Raw genomic sequence first — 25060 nt, 5'->3', positions numbered from 1 at the left:
CGCCACAAAGCTTGCGCCGATGGCGAGCCTCCGCGCCGATCTCGCCAAGGCCGAACGTGGCCGCGTTTTTCTCGACACGCTGTTCCGGCCGGTGCCGCAATTTCGCATTCCCGCGGGCGACACCATCGTCTGTCGCTGCGAGGAGGTTACGGCAAAGGATATTCTCGATGCCGTCGCGATCGGCGCGACCGGGCCGAACCAGCTCAAGGCCTATCGCCGCACCGGCATGGGTCCGTGCCAAGGCCGGCTCTGTGGCCTCACCGTCACCGAGCTGATGGCGCGGGCGCGGGGCAAGAGCCCGCAGGAGATCGGCTATTACCGGCTGCGCGCGCCGGTCAAGCCGATCACGCTCGCCGAGCTTGCCGCGGTTCCGAAGAGCGAAGACGACATCAAGGCGGTGGTGCGCGGATGACGAAAAACGTGGATGCGATCGTCGTGGGCGGCGGCATCCACGGGTGCTCGACTGCGCTGCATCTGTGTCTCGCCGGCCTGAAACCGGTGCTGATCGAGAAGGACTATGCTGGCCGCCACGCCTCCGGCGTCAACGCCGGTGGCGTGCGCCAGCTGGCGCGGCACATCCCCGAAATCCCGCTTTCGATCCGCTCGATGGGAATCTGGGAGAAGATCACCGATCTCCTCGACGACGATTGCAGCTTTGAGAGCTATGGCCAGGTCCTCGTCGCCGAGAACGAGGAGGAACTCGCGGTCTGCCGTGCACGTGTGGCCGAGCTCAACGTGCTCGGCTTCACCCACGAGGAGCTGATCGATGCGGCCGAGCTGCGGCGCCTCGTGCCCGCGGTCGCCGAGAGCTGTCCCGGCGGCGTGGTCTCGCGCCGCGACGGTGCGGCCAATCCGGCGCAGGCGACGACGGCGTTCCGGCGCAAGGCCGGCCAGCTCGGTGCGACCGTGCGCGAGGGCATTGCGGCCACGAACATCCGGCACATCGATGGCGTCTGGCATGTCGATGTCGGCGCCGAGAGCTTTGCCGCGCCGGTGCTCGTCAATGCCGCCGGCGCCTGGGCCGGGACCATTGCAGCCGCGCTCGGTGAGCCCGTTCCGGTCGAGACCGTGGCGCCGATGCTGATGATCACCTCGCGCGTGCCGCATTTCATCGATCCAGTCGTGATCCTGCGCGGCCGCAAGCTCTCCTTCAAGCAATTCAAGAACGGCACGGTGCTGATCGGCGGTGGCCATCTGGCAACGCCCTATCAGGATCGAAACGAGACGGTGCTGGACTGGAAGAGCCTCGCGACCAGCGCCCGCACCGTGTTCGAGCTGTTCCCGGTCATGCGCGACGCGACGATCATGCGGGCCTGGGCCGGCATCGAGGCCAAGACCAAGGACGATCTGCCCGTGTTTGGACCGAGCAGCCGGCACAAGGGCCTCTATCACCAGTTCGGTTTCTCGCTGCACGGTTTCCAGCTCGGCCCCGGCGCGGGCGCCGTCATGGCGGAGCTGATCGTCAACGGCGGCACCCAGACTCGCATCGGCGATCTCGGCATCGACCGTTTCCATCCTTCCACGCTCTAGCAAAAGAGGACATCATGAGCATTACCCGCAGCATCCGCACGCCCATCATGCACCGCGCCGTCGAAGCCAACGGCTTCGTCTTCATTGGCGGCACCATCGCCGACGACACCTCGGTGTCGATGGGCGAGCAGACCCGCAACATCCTCGGCAAGATCGCCGGCTATCTGAAGGAAGCGGGTACCGACAAGTCGCGCGTCGTGAGCACCTCGATCTTCGTCACGGACCTTTCCAAGAAGAAGGAGATGGACGCGGTCTGGACCGAGTTCTTCGGCGACAATCTTCCGACCCGCGCCACCGTCGGCGTCGCCGATCTCGGCGGCAGCGCGCTGATCGAGGTCGTGGTCACCGCGCTCAAGGGCTGATCGCGCAGGCCAGCGGGGCACGTCAACGCTCCGCGCGCCGCCGCCCCTGCGAGCCTCGCCTTGATCTCGCCCTTCGATGAGATTAGTTAGAGAGCTCCTCAAACAGGATATTCGAGAGCCATGGATTTTACCCCGACCGCAAAGCCGACCTGCCTTGCTCACGGGGAATTCCATGCCTGCTTTCATCATCCTGTCCAACCTGTCGCTGTCCACACCTGACGGCCGCTGTCTTTTCTCCAATATCGATCTGACGTTCCGAGCCGAGCGGACCGGCCTCGTCGGTCGCAACGGCGTCGGGAAGACGACGCTGCTTGCGTCGATTTCGCGAGAGCACATTCCTTCGTCGGGGCGCGTTGCCATCAACGGAACAGTTGGTCTGCTACGCCAGAACGTCCAGCCGCTTGCGGGCGCGAAGGTGATCGACCTGTTCGGTGCGCGAGCCGCGCTCGATCTTCTTCGCCGTGCCGAGCGCGGAGACGCCTCGGCCGAGGAGGTTTCCGAGGTCGATTGGACCCTCGAAACACGGCTTACGTCCGCCCTTGCGCGTGTCGGGTTCGACGTCGCTCCGGAGATCGAGCTCGACCGCCTGTCGGGCGGGCAGGTCACGCGGGTTCGTCTCGCCGCGCTGATCTTCGCGGAGCCGGACTTCCTGCTGCTCGACGAGCCCACCAACAATCTCGATCGGGAGGGACGCAAGGCGGTGATCGATTTCCTTGCCTCCTGGCGCGGCGGGGCGATTGTCGTCAGCCACGATCGGAACCTGCTCGAAACCATGGATGCGATCGTCGAGCTGACGTCGCTCGGAGCCGCGCGATACGGCGGCAATTGGAGCAGTTATTGCGAGCAGAAAGCCGTTGCGCTCGCGGCTGTCAGGCACGACCTCGCGCATGCCCAGAGGCGCCTGTCCGAGATCGACGGCAGGGCTCAGGAGGCCGCCGAGAGGAAAGCGCGCAAGGACAGCGGGGGCAAGAAGAAGCGCGCCAAGGGCGACATACCGCGCATCCTGGCCGGCGCGCGCAAGGACCGTAGTGAAGACACCGGCGGCAAGAACGCGCACATCGCCGAGCGGATGCGCGCGGATGCGCTCGAGGCCGTCGATACGGCGCGCCGACGCATCGAGATTCTTCAGCCGCTGTCGGTGAAATTGCCCTCGACCCGGCTGCCGACGGGCAGGGAGGTGGTTTGGCTCGATCGCGTCAGCGCCGGCTATCGGCCGGATAGGGAAGTCTTGCGCGATCTATCGCTCGCGATCGTCGGTCCGGAGCGCGTGGCAATCGTCGGGCCCAACGGCTCAGGCAAGACGACGTTGCTGAAACTCGTCGCCGGCGAACTGCGTCCGCTCTCCGGCACCGTGCGGGTCAGGCCGGATCTTGCGCTGTTCGATCAGAAGGTCAGTCTGCTCGATCCCGCGATCTCCATCCTGGACAATTTCAGGCGCTTCCATCGCAAGGCCGGTGCAAATGAATGCCATGCCGCGCTGGCCCGGTTCATGTTCCGTGCCGATGCGGCCTTGCAGATAGTCGGACGCCTGAGCGGCGGGCAGATGTTTCGCGCCGGCCTTGCCTGCGTGCTGGGCGGTGCGACGCCGCCGTCCCTGCTGATCCTCGACGAGCCGACCAATCATCTCGACATTGAATCCATCGAAGCCGTGGAAGCAGGTCTGAGGGCCTATGACGGCGCGCTGCTCGTCGTAAGTCATGACGAGGCGTTCTTGCAGGCGATCGGGATCACGCGCAGGGTCGAACTGGCCGGCTAAATCGGCTGCCCATCGTTGATTAACAAAAACCCGACGCCCTGCCCCCAGCGCGTCGGGTGGAAAAAGATGAGTATCAATCCGTGATCCCAACGCAGCAGTTGTGACTCGCGTTGCGCCAATTTACCACTCCGGGAAACTACCGCGTTGGAACCGGACGCCGCCAAACCTGCGTCCGGCCTAGGAGGCAGCGCTGCCGCCCGGTTCAAGCGCCTCACCCATCTCCAGCGGATGGGCCATGGCCTCGTGCAGCGCGTCGCGGTCGAGCTCGCCTTCGGAGATGCTGATGACGACGCAGGCGACGCCGTTACCGATCAGATTGGTCAGCGCGCGGCACTCGCTCATGAACTTGTCGATGCCGACCAGGATCGCGATCGACTGGATCGGGATGTCGGGCACGATCGAGAGCGTTGCCGCGAGCGTGATGAAGCCTGCCCCGGTCACGCCCGAGGCGCCCTTCGAGGTGATCATGGCGATGCCGAGAATGCCGAGCTCCTGCCAGATGGTCAGATGGGTGTTGGTCGCCTGCGCCAGGAACAGCGTCGCCAGCGTCATGTAGATGTTGGTGCCGTCGAGATTGAAGCTGTACCCGGTCGGAATCACGAGGCCGACCACCGACCGCGAGGCGCCGAGATGCTCCATCTTCTGGATCATCTGCGGCAGCACAGTCTCCGACGACGAGGTGCCGAGCACGATCAGGAGCTCGTCCTTGATGTAGGCGATAAAGCGCAGGATCGAGAAGCCGGCGAGCCTTGCGATCGCCCCCAGCACGACCAGCACGAACAGCATGCTGGTGAGATAGAACGTGCCGATCAGGGCGGCGAGGTTGAGCAGCGAACCAAGGCCGTAGGCGCCGACGGTGAACGCCATCGCGCCGAACGCCCCGATCGGAGCGACGCGCACGATGATGCGGATGATGCCGAAGAACATCTTTGCGGCCTTGTCGATCGCCTCGGCAATGGGCTCGCCGGCCTTGCCGAGAAAGGCGATGGCGAAGCCCGACAGGATCGAGATCAGCAGCACCTGCAACAGATCGCCACGTGCGATGGCGCCCAGATAGCTGTCGGGGATGATCGCCAGCAGATGGGCGACGATGCCTTCTTCCTTGGCCTTGGTGACGTAGGTCGCCACCGATTTCGGGTCGATCGTGGCGGGATCGATGTTGAAGCCGTGTCCGGGCTGGAGCACCTCGCCGACCAGCAGGCCGATCGCGAGCGCGACGGTCGAGACCGTCTCGAAATAGATCAGCGACTTCAGCCCGACCCGGCCAACGCGCTTGAGGTCGCCCATCGAGGAGATGCCGTGCACCACCGTGCAGAAGATCACCGGCGCGATCATCATCTTGATCAGCGCGATGAAACCGTCGCCGAGCGGCTTCAGAGCCTTGCCGAGATCAGGATAGAAATAGCCGATCAGCACCCCGAGCGCGATCGCGATCAGCACCTGGATGTAGAGGATCTTGTACCAGGGCTGGTGCCGGCGGTGGATGGCTGGCTGGATCGCAATCTGTGTCATAGAATAGGCCCCGGAACGTATTGATCTTGTTTGATTTGCATCATGTGATGGCCGCCGCAGAAGCGACAATCACATTTTTGTCTGTTCGCACGAAGATCGGTCGCTGCACCGCAACTGGGGGGAACATGCCGATTGCAACGGGCTGCGAACAGCGAGCGCAAGGCTATTTTCCGCGTTGGACTCTGAAGTCCTCCGGCGTGATCATGCCCGAGCAGCGGCTGCCGCTTGGCCAGACCGTCGTCTCCGGTCTCCAGCATTGCGTCGCAATGTCGGGCTCGACGATCATCGCGCCGTTGCTGATGGGGTTCGATCCCAATGTTGCGGTGCTGTTTTCCGGCATCGGCACGCTGATCTTCTTTGTCATCGTCGCGGGACGCGTGCCGAGCTATCTCGGCTCGAGCTTCGCGTTCATCGCGGTCGTGATCGCCGCCACCGGTTACGCCGGGCACGGGCCGAACCCGAACCTGTCGGTTGCGCTTGGCGGCATCGTCGGGGCCGGCGTCCTCTACGGCGTGATCGCGCTGATCGTGATGTGGTCGGGGGTTGGCTGGGTCGAGAGGCTGTTGCCGCCGGCCGTCACCGGCGCTGTGGTCGCCGCGATCGGCCTCAACCTCGCGCCCGTGGCGGTCAAGGCGGTGAGCGCCAATGCGTTCGACACAGGAATCGGGCTCGCGACCGTTCTGATCATTGGCGTGGTTGCCGTGGGCGCACCGGGCCTGTGGCGCCGCCTGCCGATCATCCTCGGCGCGATTGGCGGTTATCTCTTGTACCTGCTGTTCGCGAACGGCCTCGGCTTCGGCAAGCCGATTGACTTCACCCCGCTTGCGGCTGCGCCGTGGATCGGCCTGCCGAGTTTTACCACGCCGACCTTCCAGACCGGAGCGATCGTCCTGATTGCGCCGGTTGCGATCATTCTCGTCGCCGAGAACCTCGGTCACATCAAGGCCGTCGGCGCCATGACGGGCCGGAGCCTCGATGACTATCTCGGCCGCGCCTTGCTCGCCGACAGCCTCGCGACCATCGTGGCGGCCTGCGGCGGCGGCACCGGCGTTACCACCTATGCCGAAAACATCGGCGTCATGGCGGCCACGAAGGTCTATTCGACCTTGCTGTTTGCCTTCGCGGCGGTGGTGTCGATCGTGCTCGGCTTCTCGCCGAAATTCGGCGCGCTGATCCTGTCGATCCCGGGTCCTGTCATCGGTGGGCTCTCGATCGTGCTGTTCGGATTGATCGCTGCGATGGCCGGCCGGATCTGGGTCGAGAACAAGGTCGACTTCTCAAGTCCGGCAAACCTGATCACCGTGGCGGTCGCGCTCACCGCAGGCGCCGGCGACCTCACGCTCAAATTCGGCGCCTTCACGATCGGCGGGATCGGCACCGCAACCTTTGGCGCCATCATCCTGTACCAGATCCTGACTTCGCCATTCGCGCGCCGCGTCGAATGAATCGCAGCGATGCGCTGAGGGATGGAACAAAAAGCCGGTTCCGTCGCTGATCAGGGCATCCCGGAGAGAACCCATGCCACAAACCGATCGCTCGACCTCGTTTCACTCGCGTCTTGTCGGCCAGTACGCGCTGGTGACCGGCGCCTCCCAAGGCATCGGCCGCGCCGTCGCCATCCGGCTTGCCCAGGAAGGCGCGACCGTCGCCATCAACTATTTCGGTCACCCTGAAGGGGCTGAGGAGACACTCGCGCTTGCGCGGACGGCATCGGGTGATCGCGGCCACGGCAGGCTCGATCACATCATCGTCAAGGCCGATGTCGGCAATGAACAAGACGTCGCCGCGATGTTCGAGACGATTCTGGCGCGCTGGAAGCGCCTCGACTGCCTCGTCAACAATGCCGGCTTCCAGCGGGAATCGCCGAGCGAAGCGCTCGACATCGAGACCTACCGCCGCATCATCGACGTCAATCTCAACGGCGCCGTGTTCTGCGCCCAGAAGGCGCTCGCGCATTTCGTCGCGCGCGGCGCAGGCGGCAGCATCATCAACTGCTCGAGTGTGCACCAGATCATCCCAAAACCTGGCTATCTGGCTTATTCGATCAGCAAGGGCGGCATGGCCAATCTGACGCGCACGCTGGCACTGGAATTCGCCGGCCGTGGCATTCGCGTCAATGCGGTGGGTCCCGGCGCGATCGACACGCCGATCAACGCGGCCTGGACCGGCGATCCGGAAAAGCGGGGAGTGGTCACCAGCCACATTCCGCTGGGCCGTGTCGGCACACCGGAAGAGATCGCCGCCGTGTTCGCCTTCCTCGCGTCGGACGATGCCAGTTACATTACCGGGCAGACCATCTATGCGTGCGGAGGCCTGACGCTGTTTCCTGAGTTTCGGGACAACTGGGCGAGCTAGCAAAGATCACGAGCGTCCTTGCAGTTCTCGCGGTCTGCCTGCGGCGCGGACGCTCATCGTCGAGACTTTTCGCGATGCAATCCAGCAACAGTCGGAAAAAAGCGGGCTGTCGGCGTCGCACGCGCGAGCGAACTCAACCGAACGGTTGATGTCCCGTCCGTGGCCCTGTCCCACAGTTGCGGCAGCTTGGATCAGTGGAGAGCGAGAAGATGCCGGTCAGTTGTCCGCAACCGGGAGCGACTGATCGGGGTAACTTGCACCGCTCGTCGCCCCGCATTGACCGCAACGCTCCTCGCATGATCACGGCGTTGGTCAACCTGGCGGTTCTCACGGCTATGGCCTTGTTCCTCGGAATGTCTCCGGCCGCCGCCCAGTGCTATTCCAATGGAAGCTCTTTCGTGGGCACCTGCTCGGCCCAAGGGACTCCCGGCTCCAACGGGATCGCAGTCGGCGATAATACCCGAGCCGACCAGCTATCCACAGCCTTTGGCGACCACGCAATTGCGCTTAACGACAGTGCGACCGCGGTGGGCCATGACGCGGTGGCCAACGACTTCGGCGTGTCGATGGGCACAAATGCCGCGAAATCAACGGTTAACCAGGGCATCACCAGCATCGGTACCAACTCCAACAGCACGGCGGACGGCGCCGGCAGGTGGAGTACGGCAATTGGCGCGGGTGGCGACGCCGGCAGCGCTCCCAGTTCGCTCGGAAACTACAGCGTCGCGATCGGGGGCGGCGACGGTAGTTTTCTCGGAACGGGCGCAACGTCGGGCGGATTTGGGTCGGTTGCGATCGGCCTCAGCAGTTCCTCAGGGGGCGCTTCATCCACAGCCATCGGGAACGCCGCGAACGCCAGCAACACCAACTCGACTGCGGTGGGCAACGCGGTGACCGCAAGCGGCGGCAATTCCTTCGCGGCCGGCAACAACTCCCACGCCACCGGGACGAGCGCTGTCGCGATCGGCGACGGCGCAACCGCCGGCACGGGCGCAAATGCGATTGCCATCGGCACCGGTGCAGTTTCGACTGGATCGATTGCCGTCGGCGCTGATTCGGCGGCGGCGCTCGGCAACACCGCCGTTGGCGATGGGGCAAAGGCAAGTGCCGCCGCCGGCAGTTCCGCATTCGGCAACGGTGCTGTTGCGTCGGCATCCAATGCCACCGCAATCGGCGCTGGCAGCAACGCTACCGCTGCCGGCGCGGCGGCCTATGGACAGGGCAGCACTGCGTCTGCCGCGAGCGCAACGGCAATCGGTTCTGGCGCCACCGCGGGATTCTCGAACTCCACCGCCATCGGCTCCGGTGCGACAGCAACCGCTGCCAACCAGGTCGCGATCGGGACCGCCAGCAACACCTATCGCATGGCCGGCGTCGCCTCGGCGGCGAGCCTGGCGGCACAGAGTGGACCGGTATCCTTCGTGACGACCGACGCGGCCGGCAATCTGGCAACGTCGAGCTTCAATCCGGCGAACATCGCCTCACTGCAGTCGCAGGTGACCTCCTTGCAGTCGCAAGTGATGGACAACCGGCTCGAAGCCCGCAGCGGGACCGCGGTCGCGCTCGCGGCCGGCTCGATGCCGGCGCTGCAACAGGGGCGCAAGTTCGCGCTCTCGGCCGGCTACGGCAATTTCGAGGGCGCCAACGCGTTTGCGGTCGGTGCAACGGCACTGCTCTATGACGGCAAGAGCTATGCTATTATCGCCAATGCCGGCGGCGGCATCGGACTCGAGCGCAGCGTTGCAGGCGGACGTGGTGCTGTCTCGATCCAGTGGTAGGAAGAACCCGTTCGTCATGACGCTGCGTTGGTTGAGCGCGGGCCTTGGTCTTCCGATTGCCGGTCTTTTGATCCTGGGGGCGGTGACGACCTCTGCGCAGCAGACGCCGCCGCAGCCCCACCAGACGCCGCCGTCGCAGCAGCAGGCGGCCAAACCCGCCAATATCGACCGCAACGGCGTGCTGATGCTGATCCGCTCGACGCTGCTTGCGCTCGACCATGCCAACAAGACCGGGAACTACACCGTGCTGCGCGATCTCGGTGCGCCCGGCTTCCAGATCAACACCGCCGCAAAGCTTGCGGAGATCTTTGCCAAGCAGCGTGGCGACAAGCTCGATCTCTCCGGCCTTGCCGTGATCGATCCGCAATTGTCGCTGCTGCCGCAGATCGAGCCGAACGGGCTCCTGCACATGGCAGGATTTTTCCCGTCGGTGCCATCGCAGGTGAATTTCGAACTGATGTTCGCGCCCGTCGAAGGACAATGGCGTGTGTTCGGCGTGTCATTGTCGGTGGGGCAGTCCGCACCGGTGGCGCCCGCCGCTCCTGAAGCTGGGCCTGGCAAGGCGGTCGTCTCACGGAAGCAATCCGCCCCGCCTAAGCCGGGCGCGCCTGCGAAACAGCCTCTGGTCTCGACTCAATGAGGGACGAGGTGCGGATGCCGAATCTGTTGTTCGACATGCCGGAGAGCCGGCCGTGATATCCGAAGCCGCTCTGCTTTCAGAGCTGATCGGCCTGATTTACGACGCCGCGCTCGATCCCGCCTTGTGGCCGCGCGCCCTCGAACAGGCCTGCCTGTTTGTCGGCGGGTCCTCCGGCGCCCTGTTCTGGCATGACGCGGCCACCGAACAAACCGCAGTGCTGCACCTCTTCAATGAGGAGCCGGACTACACAAAGCTCTATCTCGAGAAATATCTCGCCTTGAACCCGTGCTTTCCAGCGGCCACTTTCTGCGAGGCTGGTCTCGTCTATGCATCAACCGACTTCGTCCCCTTCGAGGAGATGGTGGCGACGCGCTTCTACGAAGAGTGGATGAAGCCGCAGGGCATGATCGATGCGCTCGGGTCGAATCTGGAGAAGGGCGCAACCTATTCATCGATCGTCAGTGTCCGGATGCATGAGAAAGACGGTCTCGCCGACGCTGACGCCCGCAGCCGGTTTGCGCTGATCGTGCCGCACTTTCAGCGCGCGGTCTCGATTGGCCGGCTGTTCGATCAGAACAGGGCGACACAGGCGGTGTTGACCCAGACGCTTGACAGCGTCACGGCCGCCGTCTTTCTGGTTGGTCCCAACGGACGTCTCGCCTTCACCAACGCGCCCGGACGCGCGATGCTGGACGAGGCTGCGCTGCTCACGGAAAGAAACGGAACGTTGTTCGCTGTTGCCCTCGACGCTCAGCGCGCGTTGCGCGAAGCGCTTGTCGCCGCGGAGAACGGCAACATGCCGACAGACAGCGGCGGCTCGATTCCGCTCGGGACCTCGCAAGGCCGCTGGTTTGCCAACGTGCTGCCGTTGACCTCGGGGGACCGGCGGCGTACCGGCGCGCTGCATTCCGCGGTTGCCGCGGTGTTCGTGCGCAAGGCCTCGCCGGCAAGCCCGCCGCCGCTGGAGGCGCTTGCAAAACTCTACAGGCTCACCGCAAGCGAGGTCCGCCTGATCGACGCCGTCATGAGGGTGAGCGGGATCAAGGCGCTGGCCGAGTTGCTCGGGCTGACGCAGGCGACCGTCAAGACACACCTCCACAACGTCTTCCGCAAGACCGGTACGGCGCGGCAGAGCGAGCTCGTGAAGCTGATTGCGGGATTCGACCGGTCCGAACGGCCGTGATCTGGCAAAACCCGCCTGCGCGGACTACATCTGCGTCATGGCAAATGATCCACTGGCAAATCATCCGCTCCAGGATTTCGTCGGCCGGCACGAACGTCTGTTCGTGCTGACCGGCGCCGGCTGCAGCACCAATTCTGGCATTCCCGATTATCGCGACAGTCACGGCAACTGGAAGCGGACCCAGCCGGTGAACTTCCAGGCTTTCATGTCGGAAGAGCATACGCGTCGGCGCTATTGGGCGCGCAGCCTGATCGGCTGGCGGCGGTTCGGCCAGGCGAGGCCGAACGATGCGCATCACGCGCTTGCCCGGCTCGAGGCGAGCGGGCGTTGCGGAATGCTGCTGACCCAGAACGTCGACCGGCTGCATCAATCCGCCGGCCACCGCCAGGTAATCGACCTGCACGGCCGGCTCGATCTGGTCCGCTGCATGGGTTGCGGCCAAAAGACGCCGCGGAGCGAATTCCAGGAGATGCTCGGCCGCGCCAATGCGGAATGGTTGACGCTCGATGCCGCCGATGCCCCCGACGGCGATGCGGACCTGGAGCATGCGGATTTTTCGTCGTTCAAGGTGCCTCCTTGCGAAGCTTGCGGCGGCATCCTCAAGCCCGATGTCGTGTTCTTCGGCGAGAACGTCCCGCGCGACGTGGTCGCTACCGCGCAGGATCATCTGGCGCAGGCCGACGCCATGCTCATCGTCGGCTCGTCACTGATGGTGTATTCCGGCTTCCGCTTCGTGCAGGCTGCCGCGCAACGGCAAATCCCGATCGCTGCGGTCAATCTCGGACGCACCCGCGCCGATGATCTCCTCACGCTCAAGGTCGAGGAGCGCTGCGAAGCGGCGCTTGCATTCCTGCTCTGATCGCGCGGGCTGCGAACACGCCTTGCCTATTGCATGGGTGCCAAGCAGAATAGCTGGACACAGCATGTTCCTGTCGCCCATGGCATGGAAATTGCTGCGCTTTTGTCCTCAGTCTTGACGATCAGCACGGAGAATTTGGAATGCTTGAGGGAGCCGAGGTGCGGCTTGCCGTTGATATCGGTGGCACGTTCACCGACATCGTGCTGGACGTGGGGCAGGATCGCAAGACGCGCAAATTGCTGACGACGCCGCAGCGGCCCGAACAGGCGGTGCTCGATGGCATGCGGCTCATTCTCGCCGATGCGCGCGCCCATATCAGCGACATCGACGTCTTCATTCACGGCACGACGCTCGCGACCAACGCCATCATCGAGCGTCGCGGCGCGAAGACGGCGCTGATCGCGACCGAGGGCTTTCGCGACGTGCTCGATATCGGCACCGAGAGCCGCTACGACCAGTATGACCTCTCCATCGACAAGCCGAAGCCGTTGGCGCCGCGGTCCCTGCGCTTCACGGTGCCGGAGCGTATCGACGCCCACGGTGCCGTCCGCCTCCCGCTGGACGAAGCGGCGGTGCGTGCGCTCGCGCCAAGATTGCGCGCGCTGAACGTCGAGAGCGTCGCGGTCGCCTTCCTGCACTCTTACGCCAATCCCGAGCACGAGCGCCGCACGGCCGCGATCATCAGTGAGGAGATGCCCGGCATTTCCGTGACCGTATCGTCCGCGGTGTGCCCGGAGATCCGCGAATATGAGCGGACATCGACGGCGGTAGCCAACGCCTATGTGCAGCCGCTGATCGATGGTTATCTCGCCCGCATGTCCGACGCCTTGCAGGTCGAGCAGTACCGCGGCGCGATCTATCTCGTCACCTCCGGCGGCGGTGTCACCTCGATCGAGACGGCGCGGCGCTTTCCGGTGCGCCTCGTCGAATCCGGTCCCGCCGGCGGCGCCATTTTCGCGGCGCAGATCGCGGCGCGTCTCGGCGAGAGCAAGGTGCTGTCTTTCGACATGGGCGGCACCACGGCAAAGATCTGCCTGATCGAAAAATACCAGCCCGAGACCTCGCGCGTGTTCGAGGTCGATCGCGCAGCGCGCTTCCTGAAAGGTTCGGGTCTGCCGGTGCGGATTCCCGTGATCGAGATGGTCGAGATCGGCGCCGGCGGCGGCTCGATTGCCCATGTCGACGCGATGAAGCGCGTCACGGTCGGCCCCGAGAGTGCCTCCTCGGAGCCCGGGCCCGCCTGCTACGGCCGCGGCGGCCTGCGCCCGGCCGTGACGGATGCCGACGTTGCGCTCGGCATGATCGATCCCGACGATTTCGCGGGTGGAACGATCAAGCTCGACCCTGAACTCTCGAAGCAGGCGCTGCTGCGCGCCGTGGGCGAGCCGCTCGGCCTGTCGGCGGAAACCGCGGCCTATGCCGTGCACGAGGTCGTCTGCGAGAATATGGCGAGCGCGGCGCGCGTGCATGCGGTGGAGCGCGGTGAGATTGTCGGGCAGCACACGCTGATCGCCTTCGGCGGCGCGGCGCCACTGCATGCGGCGCGGGTCGCCGAGAAGATCGGTGTCTCCCGCGTGATCGTCCCTTCCAATGCCGGCGTGGGTTCGGCCGTGGGCTTCCTTGCGGCTCCGATCGCCTATGAGCTGGTGCGCAGCCGTCATGTGCGGCTCGACGATTTCGACACCGAGGGGGTCTCCGACCTGCTCCAGGAGATGGTGACCGAAGCGCGTGCGCTGGTCGAGTCGGGCGCGGCCGGTGCGCCAGTGCGCGAGCGCCGCGCGGCCTTCATGCGCTATGTCGGTCAGGGCCATGAGATCACGGTCGAGCTGCCGAACCGGCGGCTGACGACGGCCGATCTGGCCGGCCTGCGCCAGAAGTTCGAAGCGGATTATGCGGCGATGTTCGAGCGGTCCATCCCGGGTGCGGCGATCGAGGTGTTGAGCTGGTCCGTGCTCGCGACGACCGAGGCGCGCAATCCGGCCACGGTCGCGGCCGTTACGCGCAAGCCGGCCGGGAAGGCGTCGGGCAGCCGCAAGTTCTTCGACGGTCGTGCAGGGGAGGTGATCGAGATCCCGCTCTACCGCCGCGAGGACATGGCGCCGGGCGCGACGATTGCGGGTCCCGCGGTGATCGCCGAGGACGAGACCTCGACGTTCGTCTCCAACAGTTTTGATGCCCATATCGACGGTGCCGGCAGCATCGTCATGGAACGGAAGGCGGCCTGATCATGAGCAAGGCAAGCGGCGCGAGCCTGATCGACCTCCAGATCATGTGGCACCGGCTGATCGCCGTGGTCGAGGAGCAGGCGCAGGTGCTGCTCCGCACCGCCTTCAGCCCGATCGTGCGCGAATGCGGCGACCTCTCGGCCGGCGTGTTCGACCTCAAGGGACGGATGCTGGCGCAGGCGGTGACGGGCACCCCCGGCCACGTCAATTCGATGGCTGAATCGGTCAAGCACTTCATCGCCCACTTTCCGATCGAGACGATGAAGGAGGGCGACGCCTACATCACCAACGATCCCTGGATGGGCACCGGGCATCTCAACGATTTCGTCGTCACCACACCCTGCTTCAAGGACGGCAAGCCGGTCGCGCTGTTTTCCTGCACCAGCCATCTCATGGACATCGGCGGCATCGGCTTCGGGCCCGACGCCACCGACGTGTTCATGGAGGGGCTCTACATCCCCATGCTGAAGCTGATCGACCAGGGCGTCGTCAACGAGACGCTGATGGCGATGATCCGCACCAACACGCGGCTGCCGATCGATACCGAGGGCGACACCTACTCGCTCGCCGGCTGCAACGACGTCGGCTGCGAGCGCCTGGTCGAGATGATGACCGAGTTCGGCATCGACACCCTCGATACGCTCGGCGACTATATCTGCGACCGCTCGCGCGAGGCCGTGCTGGCCGAGATCGCCAAGCTGCCGAAGGGCACCTGGCGCAACACCATGGTGGTCGACGGCTATGATGCGCCGGTCTCGCTTGAGGCGACGCTGACGATCTCGGACGAAGGCATTCACGTCGATTTCGACGGCACCTCGGCCGCGTCCCGATTCGGCATCAACGTGCCTCTGTCCTACACCATCGCCTACACCGTGTTCGGTCTCGGCTGCGTCGTCGCCTCGCAGATCCCGAACAATGCCGGCTCGCTCTCGCCGCTGACGGTGTCGGCTCCCCCGGGCGCGATCCTCAATGCGCCGAAGCCGGCGCCGGTCGCCTCGCGTCACATCATCGGCCAGATGCTGCCCGACGTCGTGTTCGGCTGCCTGCGCCAGATCATTCCCGAGCGCGTGCCCGCCGAAGGCACATCGTGCCTGTGGAATCTCAATGTGCGCGGACAGACTCGCTCGGGCGCCGGCGGCAATTACGGATTCTCGATGGCGGTGACCTCCAATGGCGGCACCGGCGCGCGCTTCGCGAAGGACGGGCTGTCGGCGACCGCCTATCCCAGCGGGGTGCGGGGCACGCCGGTCGAAATCGCCGAGACGCAGACGCCGCTGATCTTCTGGCGCAAGGAGCTGCGTCCGGATTCCGGAGGGGCGGGGCGCACCCGCGGCGGCCTCGGCCAGATCATCGAGGTCGGCAGCGGCGTCGATGCGCCGTTCGACATCCTGGCGGCATTCGACCGCATCGATCATCCGCCACGTGGTCGCGATGGCGGCAAGAACGGCGAGCCCGGCTATGTCGGCCTGAAGTCCGGCAAGAAGCTGCGTGGAAAAGGCTTTCAGCAGGTGCCGCCGGACGACCGGCTGGTGGTGCTGACACCGGGCGGCGCCGGCATCGGCGCTCCCGGGGATCGCGCGCCGACAGCCGTCAACGACGACATCGAAAGCGGCCTCGTGTCTGCCGACAACGCGGTTACAGTTTATGGGCATACGCGATGACGCCGCAGGCGTCGTGCGCGTAGCAAACGGAGGGGCTCAATGATCACGCGACGGAATTTTACCGCGGGCGCAACGACGCTGCTCGCCGCCGGCCACATCTCGACCCGCGCGCGAGCTGCGACAGTGAGCTGGGACATGTCGACGGTATGGCCCGACGGCAATTTCCACACTCAGAACGCGTTTGCCTTCGCGGAAGAGGTGAAGAAGCAGAGCAGCGGCTCGGTCGCAATCACCGTGAAGGCCGGTGGACAGCTCGGCTTCAAGGGTCCCGAACATCTGCGCGCCGTGCGCGACGGCCTGGTGCCGCTCGCCGACGTCCTCAACATCCAGCAGGTCGGCGACGAGCCCTTCATGGGCGTCGAAAGCATTCCCTTTCTCTGCGGCTCAATGGACGAATTGAAGGTGCTGCACAAATATGTGCGGCCCGAATACGAGAAGGTCGCCGCGCGCAACAACCAGAAAATCCTCTACATCGTGCCCTGGCCGACGCAATATCTGCATCTCAAGGTCAAGGTCCGCGACGTCGACGGCTTGAAGAACATCAAGATCCGCGTGCCCGACAAGAACGCCGTCGACATGCTGGCCGCGGTCGGCATGGCGCCGGTGATGATTCCCTGGGGCGAGACCATCCCCGCGCTGGCCTCCGGCGCGGTCTCCGGTGTCTCCACCTCGGCGGTGTCGGGCGTCGACGGAAAATTCTGGGAATTCCTGAAATACATCTACCCGACCAACCACGTCTGGTCGTCGCAGATGCTCACCGTCAACCTCGATTCCTGGAAGGCACTGAGCGCCGATCAGCAACAGCTTGTCGTCGGCATTGCCGCCAAGATGGAGCCGGGCTTCTGGGCGAACTCCCTCAAGGCGGACGTCGACAGCCTCAACCGGCTCAAGGAAGGCGGCATGGAGGTGGTGCCGGTCTCGGAGGCCATGATCACGGACATTCGCGCCAAGACCGCGCCGCAGCTCGACGCTTTCGTCAAGCGCGTACCGGCGGCCGACAAGCCGGTGCGGGCCTATCTCGCCGAAATGAAGCGCTGAGGACTTGCAGTGGCGGATGTTTTGCCTGCGTCGTCCCAAAGTCTCAACGCGGCGGCGCCAGCGCCGCTGCGCATTCTGCTTGACGGCATCGACCGTCTCGGCCGGCTGGACGGTTGGATCGGAGGCGGTTGCCTCTTGATGCTGACGCTGCTGATGCTGTGCGAGGTAGCAACGCGCTTCCTCTCGAACTTCCTGCCGTTCTTTCCGCCCACGATCTCGATCGCGTGGGAGTATTCCTCCTATCTGATGGCGGCGTCCTTCACCTTCGGTGCCGCCATGACCCTGCGCGTCGGCGGCCATATCCGTGTCGTGCTGCTGCTGAAGAACGTCCCCGCTCCGTTTCAGCGCGCGATCGAAATCCTGTCGGCCGCCGCGGGCTTCGCCTTCATGGCCTTCCTGACATCGTCGATGGCGAAGTTCGCCTTCGGCGCCTATGTGCGCGGCCAGGTTTCGACCTCGAGCGACACCCCGCTGTGGTTTCCGCAGGCCGTCGTCACCTTTGGCATGCTGCTGCTGACGCTCCAGTTCCTGGCGCGCGCGATCCAGGCCGTGCTCGGCCTGCCGCTGGAGGATCACCGCATGAAGGCCTCGCCTGTCGAATGATCGCCCACGCGCCAGCCAGCGGACACCGGATTCCATGACCATCGAAGTCGTTGCACTCTTTGCGATCCTGTTTGCGCTTCTGGCGTGCGGCGTCTGGATCGGCCTGACGCTTGCGCTCACTGCGACGCTGCTGCTGGCGATGTTCCGCTCGATCCCGCTCGACAAGCTGCTGCCGCAATACGCCTGGAACATCCTGACCACGCAGGAGCTGCTGGCGTTGCCGCTGTTCATCCTGATGGGCGAGCTGCTGTTTCGCACCCGTCTGTCGCGTTCGCTGTTCCAGGGGCTCGCGCCCTGGGCGGGGCTTCTGCCGGGTCGTCTTCTGCATGTGAACGTGATCGGCTGCACCATCTTCGCGGCGATCTCCGGCTCGTCGGCGGCGACGACGCAGGTGATCGGCCGTATGTCGCTCAACGAACTGCTGCGCCGTGGATATTCCCGCGACATCGCGATCGGCTCGCTCGCCGGCGCCGGCACGCTCGGCTTTTTGATCCCGCCGTCCAACATCATGATCATCTACGGCGTGCTCGGCGACGTCTCGATCCTGAAACTGTTCACCGCCGGCGTGCTGCCCGGACTGTTGCTGGCGGCCACCTTCATGGGGTGGGTGATGCTGCACACGTCCCTCAACCCCAGCATGGTGCCTGAGACGGAAGCCAAGCTCTCGCAGGTGCCATGGCGCGAACGTTTTGCGGCGCTGAAGGATCTCGCGCCTGCGCTGTTCCTGATCGCCTGCGTGCTCGGCTCGATGTATGGCGGGCTGGCGACGCCGTCGGAGGCCGCCGCGGTCGGCGTGCTCGGCGCGGCGCTGGTAGCCTGGGCGCAGGGCTCGATGTCGCAGCAGGTGATCCGCGACGTGCTGATCGGCTCGGTCGTGACCTGCTCGATGATCGCACTGATCGTGCTCGGCGCCTCGATCCTCGGCAACGCCGCGGCCTTCCTTGGCATCCCGCAGGCCGTCGCCGCCTTCGTGAAGGGCTTGGGGTTATCGCCCTTCATGCTGATCGTGGTGCTGATTATCTTCTATCTGATCCTCGGCTGTTTCCTCGACGGCTTCTCGATGATCGTGATGACGTTGCCGATCGTGCTGCCGATCGTGAAGGGCGCTGGCTTCGACGAGATCTGGTTCGGCATCTTCCTCGTGCTGGCGGTCGAGATGGCGCAGATCACCCCGCCGGTAGGCTTCAACCTGTTCGTCATCCAAGGCCTGACCGACGATGGCCTCGGCTACATCGCGCGCGTCACGATGCCGTACCTGCTCATCATGGTGGGCTTCGTGCTGTTGCTGACGCTCTGGCCCGGCATCGTCACGATCCTTCCGCGCGTGCTGTACGGGTAAATCCTTCCTCGGGCCTTGGCGCTATCGCCGCCCGCAGCAGTCTGAGACTGCGAGGCCAAACGAACCGGTCAGCGCAACTGACGTTTGTAATCCGCGCCGCGCGTCAAATTCGCGCCGTGCGCGTGTTCCATCTTTGCGCTCCTCGTCATCCGGCGTACGCTGCTGGAGCGAGGATAAGCGCAACTGCAACCGGTCCAGAGACGTAGCACCTTTTGGCGATGTCCGCCGAGAGAGATCGAGGGCCGTCGGCGGCTCGTATGCGATGGAGAAGGCCGACAGAGAGCGGACTGCAGCATCCCTCGCGGTGGCGTCTGTGAGACGCAAGTTAAACAGCCATAAAAGCGGGAGGAACGGATGAGGAAGCGTTGGTGTAAGTCTGGTCTACCTCTTATTGCCGGCGCGACGCTGATGGTGTCGTCGGCCTTGGCCCAGTCCGTGGATACTGCGCGGATCGAGAACGGCGGTCAGAACGATTGGCTGACCTATCACGGTTCATACAAATCCTATCACTACAGCCCGCTGGCGCAGATCAACGCAAACAACGTCGGCAATCTGAACGTTGCCTGGACCCATATTCCAGGACGCTCGACCCGCGGCCTGCAATCGATGCCCCTCGCGGCGGATGGCGTGCTCTATTACTCGGGTTCTTACAGCCGGGTTTTTGCGCTCAACGGCGCGACAGGCGAGGTGATCTGGTCTCATTTTCCGGAGCTGGACGAGGCACTGATCTCCCGTCAGACCCATTCCCCCTACAATCGCGGCGTAGCGCTCGGCGAGGGCAAGGTTTTCGTCGGCACCATGGATGGCAGGGTTCTTGGTCTGGATATGAAGTCGGGGAAGGTCCTCTGGGAAACCAGGTTGATCGACTCGCAGAAGCTCACGGTCGGTTTCACCGGTGCACCGCTTTACGCGAAGGGTACGGTGATCATCGGAGCGCAAGGCGGTGAATGGCCAGGCCGCGGCCCGATCTTCGGCCTGGATGCCACCACCGGGAAGAAGAAGTGGGAGTTCTTGACCGTCGCCGGCACCGACGAGGCCATGAAGACGTGGGGAAACGATTCCTGGCGCACCGGCGGGGGTGGCGGCTGGATGCCGGGCACTTACGATTCCGAGACCAACACAATCCTGTGGGGCACCGCAAACCCGGCGCCGCTCTACGATTGGTCGGGCGCCGATTACAAGACGCAAGGCGCGCGTCCCGGCGACAATCTCTACACGAGTTCGGTGATCGGTCTCGACGTCGATACCGGCAGACTGAAATTCCATCATCAGGAATTGCCGCACGACGCCTGGGACTTCGACAGCGCGGTCGGCGAGTTTGTGATGCTCGAACGCGACGGTCAGAAGTTCGTGGTTCACCCGAACAAGGGCGGTTTCGTCTTCGTCTATGACCGCAATCTCGCCGTGAAGAACGTCTGGCGGCTCGTTGAGAACATCAATTTCGTCAAGGATATCGATCCCAAGACGGGTGCCTTGATCGGCCGTCGCGACTTCAGCGCCGGGAAGGTCACCGAACCGCCGCTGTGCCCATTCATTGGCGGCGGCGTCAGCTGGAACGCCGGCTCCTACAACCCGAAGACCGGCCTGTACTACAAGATCGGCCAGGAATGGTGCATGACGCTCGACGTCCAGAAGACGACGCCGGTTACAGCGCCCCAGGTCCAGCTCAACATTGGCGCCGATTTCAAGATGGTACCCCCTCCGGGCGGAGAGATTTATGGACATCTCGACGCGCGCGACCCCATCACCGGCGCCAAGAAGTGGGAGGTTCGCTATCCCGAGCCGCCGCTCGGAAGCGTGCTGTCAACTGCGGGCAATCTCGTATTCGTGCCCGACTCCCGCGGCATCCTTCATGCCTACGATGCCGAAACCGGGGCTGAGCTGTGGAGTCACAACAACGGCACCGGCCACCAGGGCGGCATCGTCAGCTATTCCGTCAATGGCAAGCAATACATTGCCGTAGTCGCTGGCTTTGGCGGCATGCTGGCGGACGAATACGCGCCAAACTTCGGCGGCGCCTACAAGAGCATGCCGCGTGATGACGGGGCGCTTGTCGTCTTCAGCTTGAAATAGATCATCGCAGATTGCCGGGGAGCAGGCGCAAGCTTGCTTCCCGTGCATTGGAATTTCCGGGTGTGCTTCAGGACTCGTGCTTCGAGACGTGGCGCTTCAGGATATGGAGCTGGATACCTTGAACTTGCATTTCAAGAAGATCACCGCGCTGCTATCGGCGGTGCTGGGCGCCTCGTCGCTGTATGCCGCACCGGTTCAGGCGCAGTCTGCCACTCCCGTACCCGACAACGGGACGCTCGACGTCGAGCAGTTATTCGCAGGGACTTGCGGCTTTTGTCACTCTGCTGGCGGTCGGGCCGCCGGCAAGGGACCGCAACTGATGAATTCGCCGCGCGACGACGACTATCTGCACAGCCGCATCAAGAACGGCAAGTCTGGTGCGATGCCGGCATTCGGCGGGGCCTTCACCGACGCGCAGATCGACCAGATCGTCAAATATATCCGCGCCCTGAAGCCGCGCGAGGGCTGAATGACCAGCCGATGTCGATACGAGAACGCGGAATGAAGGCAGTTCTCCCGCTTGTGGTCGGCGCCGCGATCGGATTGCTGAATCCTGCGCAGGGGCGGACCCTGGACGCGATCCGCGCGTCCGGTGTGCTCGGATTATGCGCCCATCCGAACTCGCTTCCGTTCACAAGCAAGGCGGCCGATCCACCCGGCTTTCAGATCGAATTGGGCGAGGCGCTGGCACACGAGCTCGGCGTCTCGCTGCGTCTCGACTGGATCATCACCCAGTACCAGATGCGGAGCGCCGGATGCGACATCGTTCTGGACGTCATCGCCAACCGCGAAGCGCAGGGTGAAACCCGCTTGAGACTCTCAAAACCGTATTACCGCACGGGCGTCGCGCTCGCCGTCCCCTCATCCAGCGCGCTGGCCTCGTTCCAGAGCCTCAACGAGCATACCAAGGTCGGGGTGCAGGTCGGATCCGTCGCGGCCATGATCATCAGTCAACGGCACGTCCCGACGTCGACTTTCGGCTTCGAGAGCGACAGCCTCGATGCCTTGTCAAACCATGAGATCGATGCCGCGGCGGTCACCCCCACCGCGGCGAGTTATTTCAATCTGACGCATCCGGACAAGGCATTTCGCATCCTGGATCGCGACGAGTCCATAGCCGATCTCAACTGGAACGTCGCGATCGGCATGGTCCGTCCGGATGATGCATTGCGCGACACCATCGATGGAGCGGTTGAACGGCTGCGAAGCGACGGCACGATCGATCGGATATACGGCCGCTACGGGGTCGTACTGCAGACACCGAAGTAGCCAATTGTTCCGGGCGCGGTCAGTCGCGCTTTAACCCGCCGTCCCGGCCGCATTGGCCGGAACGACGGTCGTTTCGAATGCCGCTTAAGCCGCGGCCTTCTTCCGCGCCTGCTCGGCCTTGTACAGCTCGAATTCTTCCGCGATCGCGCGTGCGACCGACGGCCGTTGACGCAGGCGTTCGTAATAGGCCTTCACGTTCGGCCATTTGGCGAGCTCGATCGGCGGCGTCGCCATGGTCCAGTTGATGACCGTGACGAGATAGGCGTCGGCGACGCTGAAATGGTCGAGCAGGAAGTCGCGCCCCTTCAGGTAATTGTCGAGATAGTCCAGCCGCGACAGGTTCTTCTCCAGTGCGTAGGCTTTCGTCTCTTGCGGCGCCTTGCGGTCGAGCACCGGGATGAACAGGCCCTTGTGCAGTTCGGTGCCGATGAAGCAGAGCCATTGATGCAGCCGCGTGCGATCGATGCCCGCTGCGGCGCCGAGGCCCGATTGCGGGAAGCGGTCGGCGATATATTGCAGGATCGCGGCGTTCTCGGTCAGCACCACGCCTTCATCGGTGCGCAGTGTCGGCACCAGGCCGATCGGATTCACGGTTCGAAAATCAGTGCCGTCGCTCAGCACTGTCTTGGTCGGCGGATCGACTTCGAGATAATTCGCTTCGGCGCCCGCTTCATACAGCGCGACGCGGCTCGCCATCGAACAGGCGAGGGGCGAGAAATAAAGATCCATCTTGAGCCTCCTTGGGCAATTCTTCGATGTGACTCTTGGAGTGTCGCTCAACCCGGCCAGATTGATTTTTGTACTGTCTTGCATATTATGGAGGCGGTCAAGGATTAAATTGCGAAATGGTACAAAAATCGAAGCCGCCAACTGCTGCGACGGAGCCCAAACGCCGCGGCCGTCCGCGCGCCTATGAACCCGACGTCGCGCTTGGCAAGGCGCTCGACCTGTTCCGCACGCAGGGCTTCGCGGCGACCTCGCTCGACGATCTCAGCGAAGCCACCGGCATGAATCGCCCCAGCCTCTATGGCGCCTTCGGCGACAAGCGCGAGCTCTACATCAAGAGCTATCAGCGCTACCGCGAGGAAGCGCGCGCAGCGATGGTGGAGATCTTTCGCCAGGAGATGCCGGTGCGCCGGCGGCTGGAACGCATCTTCGCCTCGGCGCTGAACATCTATCTCTCCGGCGAGACCGGCCCGCGCGGCTGCTTCACCGTGGTCACAGCGGCCTCCGAAGCGGTCGGCGATCCCGACATCCGGGCCATGGTGCTCGATGGCCTCAACGAGCTCGACAAGGCATTTGCAAGTTGCTTCCGCCGCGCCAAGGAGAAGGGCGAGTTGTCCGACAGCGCCGATCCCGCTGTGCTGGCGCAGCTCGCATCCGCAACCGTGCACTCAATCGCCATCCGCTCCCGCGCGCGTGTGTCGCGGAAGGAGCTCGAGGCGATCGTGAACGGGGCGATCGACGTGATGGTGGGAGGAAAGAGCTAGGCGGTGGCGTGGCGGGAGTATCTCCCAAACGCCGTTCTGGCGAAAGCCAGGACCCATAGCCACCGAATTTGGTTTGGCGAAGGTTCGGAGTTGCCGCCGTCGCGCCGCAGCTCCTCCCTGGGGTAATAGGTCCTGGCTTTCGCCAGGACGACACTGAGTTGTAGCCTCGCTACGCCGCGCGAATGTGCGCGAGGAAGCGGTCCACCTCGTCGCGCAGCCGCTGCGATTGTTTCGACAGCTCGATCGCCGAGCCCAGGACTTCCTCGGCCGCTGTTCCCGTCGCGGCGATACCGGCGGTGACGCCCGCGATGTTTTGCGAGACCTCGCCGGTGCGGGCGGCTGCCTGCTGGACGTTCTGCGCAATCTCCTGCGTCGCGGTGCCCTGCTGGCCGACGGCGGCGGCAATCGCGGCGGAGATCTCGTCGACCTCCTGGATCGTCGCGCAGATCGACTGGATGCCGTCCACTGCGCCGGTGGTCTCGCCTTGTACTGCGGTCACCTGCGCGCCGATCTCCTCGGTCGCCTTGGCGGTCTGGGTTGCCAGCGCCTTCACCTCGGAGGCGACCACCGCAAAGCCGCGGCCGGCTTCCCCCGCGCGGGCCGCCTCGATCGTCGCGTTGAGGGCCAGCAGATTGGTTTGCTCGGCAATGCCGCTGATGAAGGAGACGACGTCGCCGATTTTCTGCGCGGCGTCGGCCAGACTTTGCACGCGCTCATTCGACCGTCGCCCGTCGCTGGCAGCTTTGCCGACCACCGCCGTCGCGTGCGCAAGGCGCCGGCTGATCTCGGTCATCGACGACGATAACTCTTCCGCGGCCGCAGCAACCGTCTGCACATTCTCGGAGGCGAGCGCCGAGGCCGATGACACCGTGCCGGTCTGCTGCCGTGATCGCTCGACGATATCGGACATCGAGCGCGCCGTGTTCTCCATCTCGACCGCGGCCGAGGAGACCGTGGTGACGACATCGCGGATGCTGGCTTCGAAATTGTCGGCGAGCGCGGCGAAGGCGCGCCGTTTCTCCGCTTCGGATTGCGCCTTGGTGTCGGCCTGTTCGGCCTGGAGCCGGTTGAAGTTGACGGCGTTGTCGCGGAACACTGCGACAGCCTTGACCATCGCGCCGACCTCGTCATTCGCCTTGCTGGCGGGGACGGTGACATCGAGGTGTCCGTCGGCCAGCTCGCGCATCACGCTCGTGATGGAGATGATCGGACGCGAGATGCTGCGGGCGATGAGATAGCCGACAATGGCGGCGAGCACGAGCCCGAGCGCGGCGATGCCGAATGCCAGCAGCCAGGCACGGTCGGCAGAGGCCACATAGTCGGCATTGTCCATCACCAGTTCGACCGCGCCGAGCGGCTTGCCGGAAAAATCCCTGATCGGCCCGAG

General features: G+C 64.4%; 22 protein-coding genes. 19 read left to right on the top strand and 3 right to left on the bottom strand.

Annotated elements, in window-relative coordinates:
• The 4 genes from IVB47_RS24860 to IVB47_RS24845 form a co-directional block, all read left to right on the top strand.
• Nucleotides 1-412 (top strand): (2Fe-2S)-binding protein (locus tag IVB47_RS24860; protein ID WP_247465150.1); only part of this gene is annotated, 412 nt, incomplete at its 5' end.
• Nucleotides 409-1530, top strand: a complete 1122-nt coding sequence (locus tag IVB47_RS24855) for an FAD-dependent oxidoreductase (protein WP_247465147.1) — start codon at nt 409-411, stop codon at nt 1528-1530. The genes IVB47_RS24860 and IVB47_RS24855, both read left to right, overlap by 4 nt.
• 14 nt (nt 1531-1544) lie before the next feature.
• Nucleotides 1545-1892 (top strand): RidA family protein, encoded by a 348-nt coding sequence (locus tag IVB47_RS24850; protein ID WP_007596366.1) that lies wholly within the window; start codon nt 1545-1547, stop codon nt 1890-1892.
• A 172-nt stretch (nt 1893-2064) separates the two neighbouring features.
• Nucleotides 2065-3648, top strand: a complete 1584-nt coding sequence (locus tag IVB47_RS24845) for an ABC-F family ATP-binding cassette domain-containing protein (RefSeq protein ID WP_247465144.1) — start codon at nt 2065-2067, stop codon at nt 3646-3648.
• A gap of 177 nt (nt 3649-3825) precedes the next feature.
• Here the strand turns inward: IVB47_RS24845 and IVB47_RS24840 are convergent, their stop codons facing one another.
• On the bottom strand, nt 3826-5160 hold the full coding sequence (locus IVB47_RS24840; RefSeq protein WP_027570306.1) for a dicarboxylate/amino acid:cation symporter: 1335 nt from the start codon (nt 5158-5160) through the stop codon (nt 3826-3828).
• A gap of 125 nt (nt 5161-5285) precedes the next feature.
• Here IVB47_RS24840 and IVB47_RS24835 point away from each other — a divergent pair, with 125 nt between their 5' ends.
• The 14 genes from IVB47_RS24835 (at nt 5286) to IVB47_RS24770 (ending at nt 22183) form a co-directional block, all read left to right on the top strand.
• Nucleotides 5286-6605 carry a solute carrier family 23 protein gene (locus IVB47_RS24835; RefSeq protein ID WP_247465142.1) on the top strand — a complete coding sequence of 440 codons (1320 nt, stop codon included), beginning with the start codon at nt 5286-5288 and terminating at the stop codon, nt 6603-6605.
• Nucleotides 6606-6678: 73 nt separating this feature from the next.
• Nucleotides 6679-7515, top strand: a complete 837-nt coding sequence (locus IVB47_RS24830) for an SDR family oxidoreductase (protein ID WP_247465139.1) — start codon at nt 6679-6681, stop codon at nt 7513-7515.
• A gap of 566 nt (nt 7516-8081) precedes the next feature.
• Nucleotides 8082-9293 (top strand): hypothetical protein, encoded by a 1212-nt coding sequence (locus tag IVB47_RS24825; protein ID WP_247465303.1) that lies wholly within the window; start codon nt 8082-8084, stop codon nt 9291-9293.
• A gap of 16 nt (nt 9294-9309) precedes the next feature.
• A complete protein-coding gene (locus IVB47_RS24820; RefSeq protein ID WP_247465136.1) occupies nt 9310-9933 on the top strand; it encodes a hypothetical protein in 624 nt (207 codons plus the stop codon).
• Nucleotides 9934-9985: 52 nt separating this feature from the next.
• The gene (locus IVB47_RS24815) at nt 9986-11116 is read left to right on the top strand and encodes a LuxR family transcriptional regulator (RefSeq protein WP_247465133.1); all 1131 of its coding nucleotides are present in this window, start codon (nt 9986-9988) and stop codon (nt 11114-11116) included.
• A gap of 37 nt (nt 11117-11153) precedes the next feature.
• Complete coding sequence (locus IVB47_RS24810; RefSeq protein WP_247465131.1) at nt 11154-11975, top strand: NAD-dependent protein deacetylase; 822 nt, start codon at nt 11154-11156, stop codon at nt 11973-11975.
• Between the two features lie 140 nt (nt 11976-12115).
• Entirely contained in the window at nt 12116-14200 is a 2085-nt protein-coding gene (locus IVB47_RS24805; protein ID WP_247358240.1) for a hydantoinase/oxoprolinase family protein, read from the top strand.
• A 2-nt stretch (nt 14201-14202) separates the two neighbouring features.
• Nucleotides 14203-15861, top strand: coding sequence for a hydantoinase B/oxoprolinase family protein (locus tag IVB47_RS24800; RefSeq protein ID WP_247465128.1), 1659 nt, complete (start codon nt 14203-14205; stop codon nt 15859-15861).
• Nucleotides 15862-15900: 39 nt separating this feature from the next.
• Complete coding sequence (locus tag IVB47_RS24795; protein WP_247465125.1) at nt 15901-16899, top strand: TRAP transporter substrate-binding protein; 999 nt, start codon at nt 15901-15903, stop codon at nt 16897-16899.
• Nucleotides 16900-16908: 9 nt separating this feature from the next.
• Nucleotides 16909-17502 (top strand): TRAP transporter small permease, encoded by a 594-nt coding sequence (locus IVB47_RS24790; RefSeq protein WP_247287568.1) that lies wholly within the window; start codon nt 16909-16911, stop codon nt 17500-17502.
• Nucleotides 17503-17536: 34 nt separating this feature from the next.
• Nucleotides 17537-18841, top strand: a complete 1305-nt coding sequence (locus IVB47_RS24785; RefSeq protein ID WP_027570316.1) for a TRAP transporter large permease subunit — start codon at nt 17537-17539, stop codon at nt 18839-18841.
• Between the two features lie 354 nt (nt 18842-19195).
• Nucleotides 19196-20914, top strand: a complete 1719-nt coding sequence (locus tag IVB47_RS24780; RefSeq protein ID WP_027570317.1) for a PQQ-binding-like beta-propeller repeat protein — start codon at nt 19196-19198, stop codon at nt 20912-20914.
• Between the two features lie 118 nt (nt 20915-21032).
• Entirely contained in the window at nt 21033-21383 is a 351-nt protein-coding gene (locus IVB47_RS24775; RefSeq protein WP_247465122.1) for a cytochrome c, read from the top strand.
• Nucleotides 21384-21415: 32 nt separating this feature from the next.
• The gene (locus IVB47_RS24770; RefSeq protein ID WP_247465119.1) at nt 21416-22183 is read left to right on the top strand and encodes a transporter substrate-binding domain-containing protein; all 768 of its coding nucleotides are present in this window, start codon (nt 21416-21418) and stop codon (nt 22181-22183) included.
• Nucleotides 22184-22267: 84 nt separating this feature from the next.
• On the opposite strand, the gene IVB47_RS24765 is transcribed toward IVB47_RS24770, so the two are convergent.
• Nucleotides 22268-22912 carry a glutathione binding-like protein gene (locus IVB47_RS24765; protein ID WP_027570319.1) on the bottom strand — a complete coding sequence of 215 codons (645 nt, stop codon included), beginning with the start codon at nt 22910-22912 and terminating at the stop codon, nt 22268-22270.
• 116 nt (nt 22913-23028) lie between these two features.
• Here IVB47_RS24765 and IVB47_RS24760 point away from each other — a divergent pair, with 116 nt between their 5' ends.
• Complete coding sequence (locus tag IVB47_RS24760; protein WP_247465116.1) at nt 23029-23673, top strand: TetR/AcrR family transcriptional regulator; 645 nt, start codon at nt 23029-23031, stop codon at nt 23671-23673.
• A gap of 169 nt (nt 23674-23842) precedes the next feature.
• Here IVB47_RS24760 and IVB47_RS24755 read toward each other — a convergent pair.
• Nucleotides 23843-25060, bottom strand: a 1218-nt coding sequence (locus IVB47_RS24755) for a methyl-accepting chemotaxis protein (RefSeq protein WP_247465110.1), incomplete at its 5' end; no start/stop codon positions are given.

The sequence above is a fragment of the Bradyrhizobium sp. 62 genome (genome assembly GCF_023073035.1).
In the GTDB taxonomy this organism is placed as follows: Bacteria; Pseudomonadota; Alphaproteobacteria; order Rhizobiales; family Xanthobacteraceae; genus Bradyrhizobium.
This window is presented reverse-complemented; position numbering and strand designations above follow the sequence as displayed.

Coding starts and splice junctions, on each gene's coding strand:
- IVB47_RS24795 (WP_247465125.1), top strand. CDS start 15,901: ATGATCACGCGACGGAATTTTACCGCGGGCGCAACGACGCTGCTCGCC.
- IVB47_RS24770 (WP_247465119.1), top strand. CDS start 21,416: ATGAAGGCAGTTCTCCCGCTTGTGGTCGGCGCCGCGATCGGATTGCTG.
- IVB47_RS24765 (WP_027570319.1), bottom strand. CDS start 22,912: ATGGATCTTTATTTCTCGCCCCTCGCCTGTTCGATGGCGAGCCGCGTC.
- IVB47_RS24840 (WP_027570306.1), bottom strand. CDS start 5,160: ATGACACAGATTGCGATCCAGCCAGCCATCCACCGCCGGCACCAGCCC.
- IVB47_RS24805 (WP_247358240.1), top strand. CDS start 12,116: ATGCTTGAGGGAGCCGAGGTGCGGCTTGCCGTTGATATCGGTGGCACG.
- IVB47_RS24800 (WP_247465128.1), top strand. CDS start 14,203: ATGAGCAAGGCAAGCGGCGCGAGCCTGATCGACCTCCAGATCATGTGG.
- IVB47_RS24820 (WP_247465136.1), top strand. CDS start 9,310: ATGACGCTGCGTTGGTTGAGCGCGGGCCTTGGTCTTCCGATTGCCGGT.
- IVB47_RS24850 (WP_007596366.1), top strand. CDS start 1,545: ATGAGCATTACCCGCAGCATCCGCACGCCCATCATGCACCGCGCCGTC.
- IVB47_RS24835 (WP_247465142.1), top strand. CDS start 5,286: ATGCCGATTGCAACGGGCTGCGAACAGCGAGCGCAAGGCTATTTTCCG.
- IVB47_RS24825 (WP_247465303.1), top strand. CDS start 8,082: ATGGGCACAAATGCCGCGAAATCAACGGTTAACCAGGGCATCACCAGC.
- IVB47_RS24780 (WP_027570317.1), top strand. CDS start 19,196: ATGAGGAAGCGTTGGTGTAAGTCTGGTCTACCTCTTATTGCCGGCGCG.
- IVB47_RS24785 (WP_027570316.1), top strand. CDS start 17,537: ATGACCATCGAAGTCGTTGCACTCTTTGCGATCCTGTTTGCGCTTCTG.
- IVB47_RS24845 (WP_247465144.1), top strand. CDS start 2,065: ATGCCTGCTTTCATCATCCTGTCCAACCTGTCGCTGTCCACACCTGAC.
- IVB47_RS24855 (WP_247465147.1), top strand. CDS start 409: ATGACGAAAAACGTGGATGCGATCGTCGTGGGCGGCGGCATCCACGGG.
- IVB47_RS24760 (WP_247465116.1), top strand. CDS start 23,029: ATGGTACAAAAATCGAAGCCGCCAACTGCTGCGACGGAGCCCAAACGC.
- IVB47_RS24810 (WP_247465131.1), top strand. CDS start 11,154: ATGGCAAATGATCCACTGGCAAATCATCCGCTCCAGGATTTCGTCGGC.
- IVB47_RS24830 (WP_247465139.1), top strand. CDS start 6,679: ATGCCACAAACCGATCGCTCGACCTCGTTTCACTCGCGTCTTGTCGGC.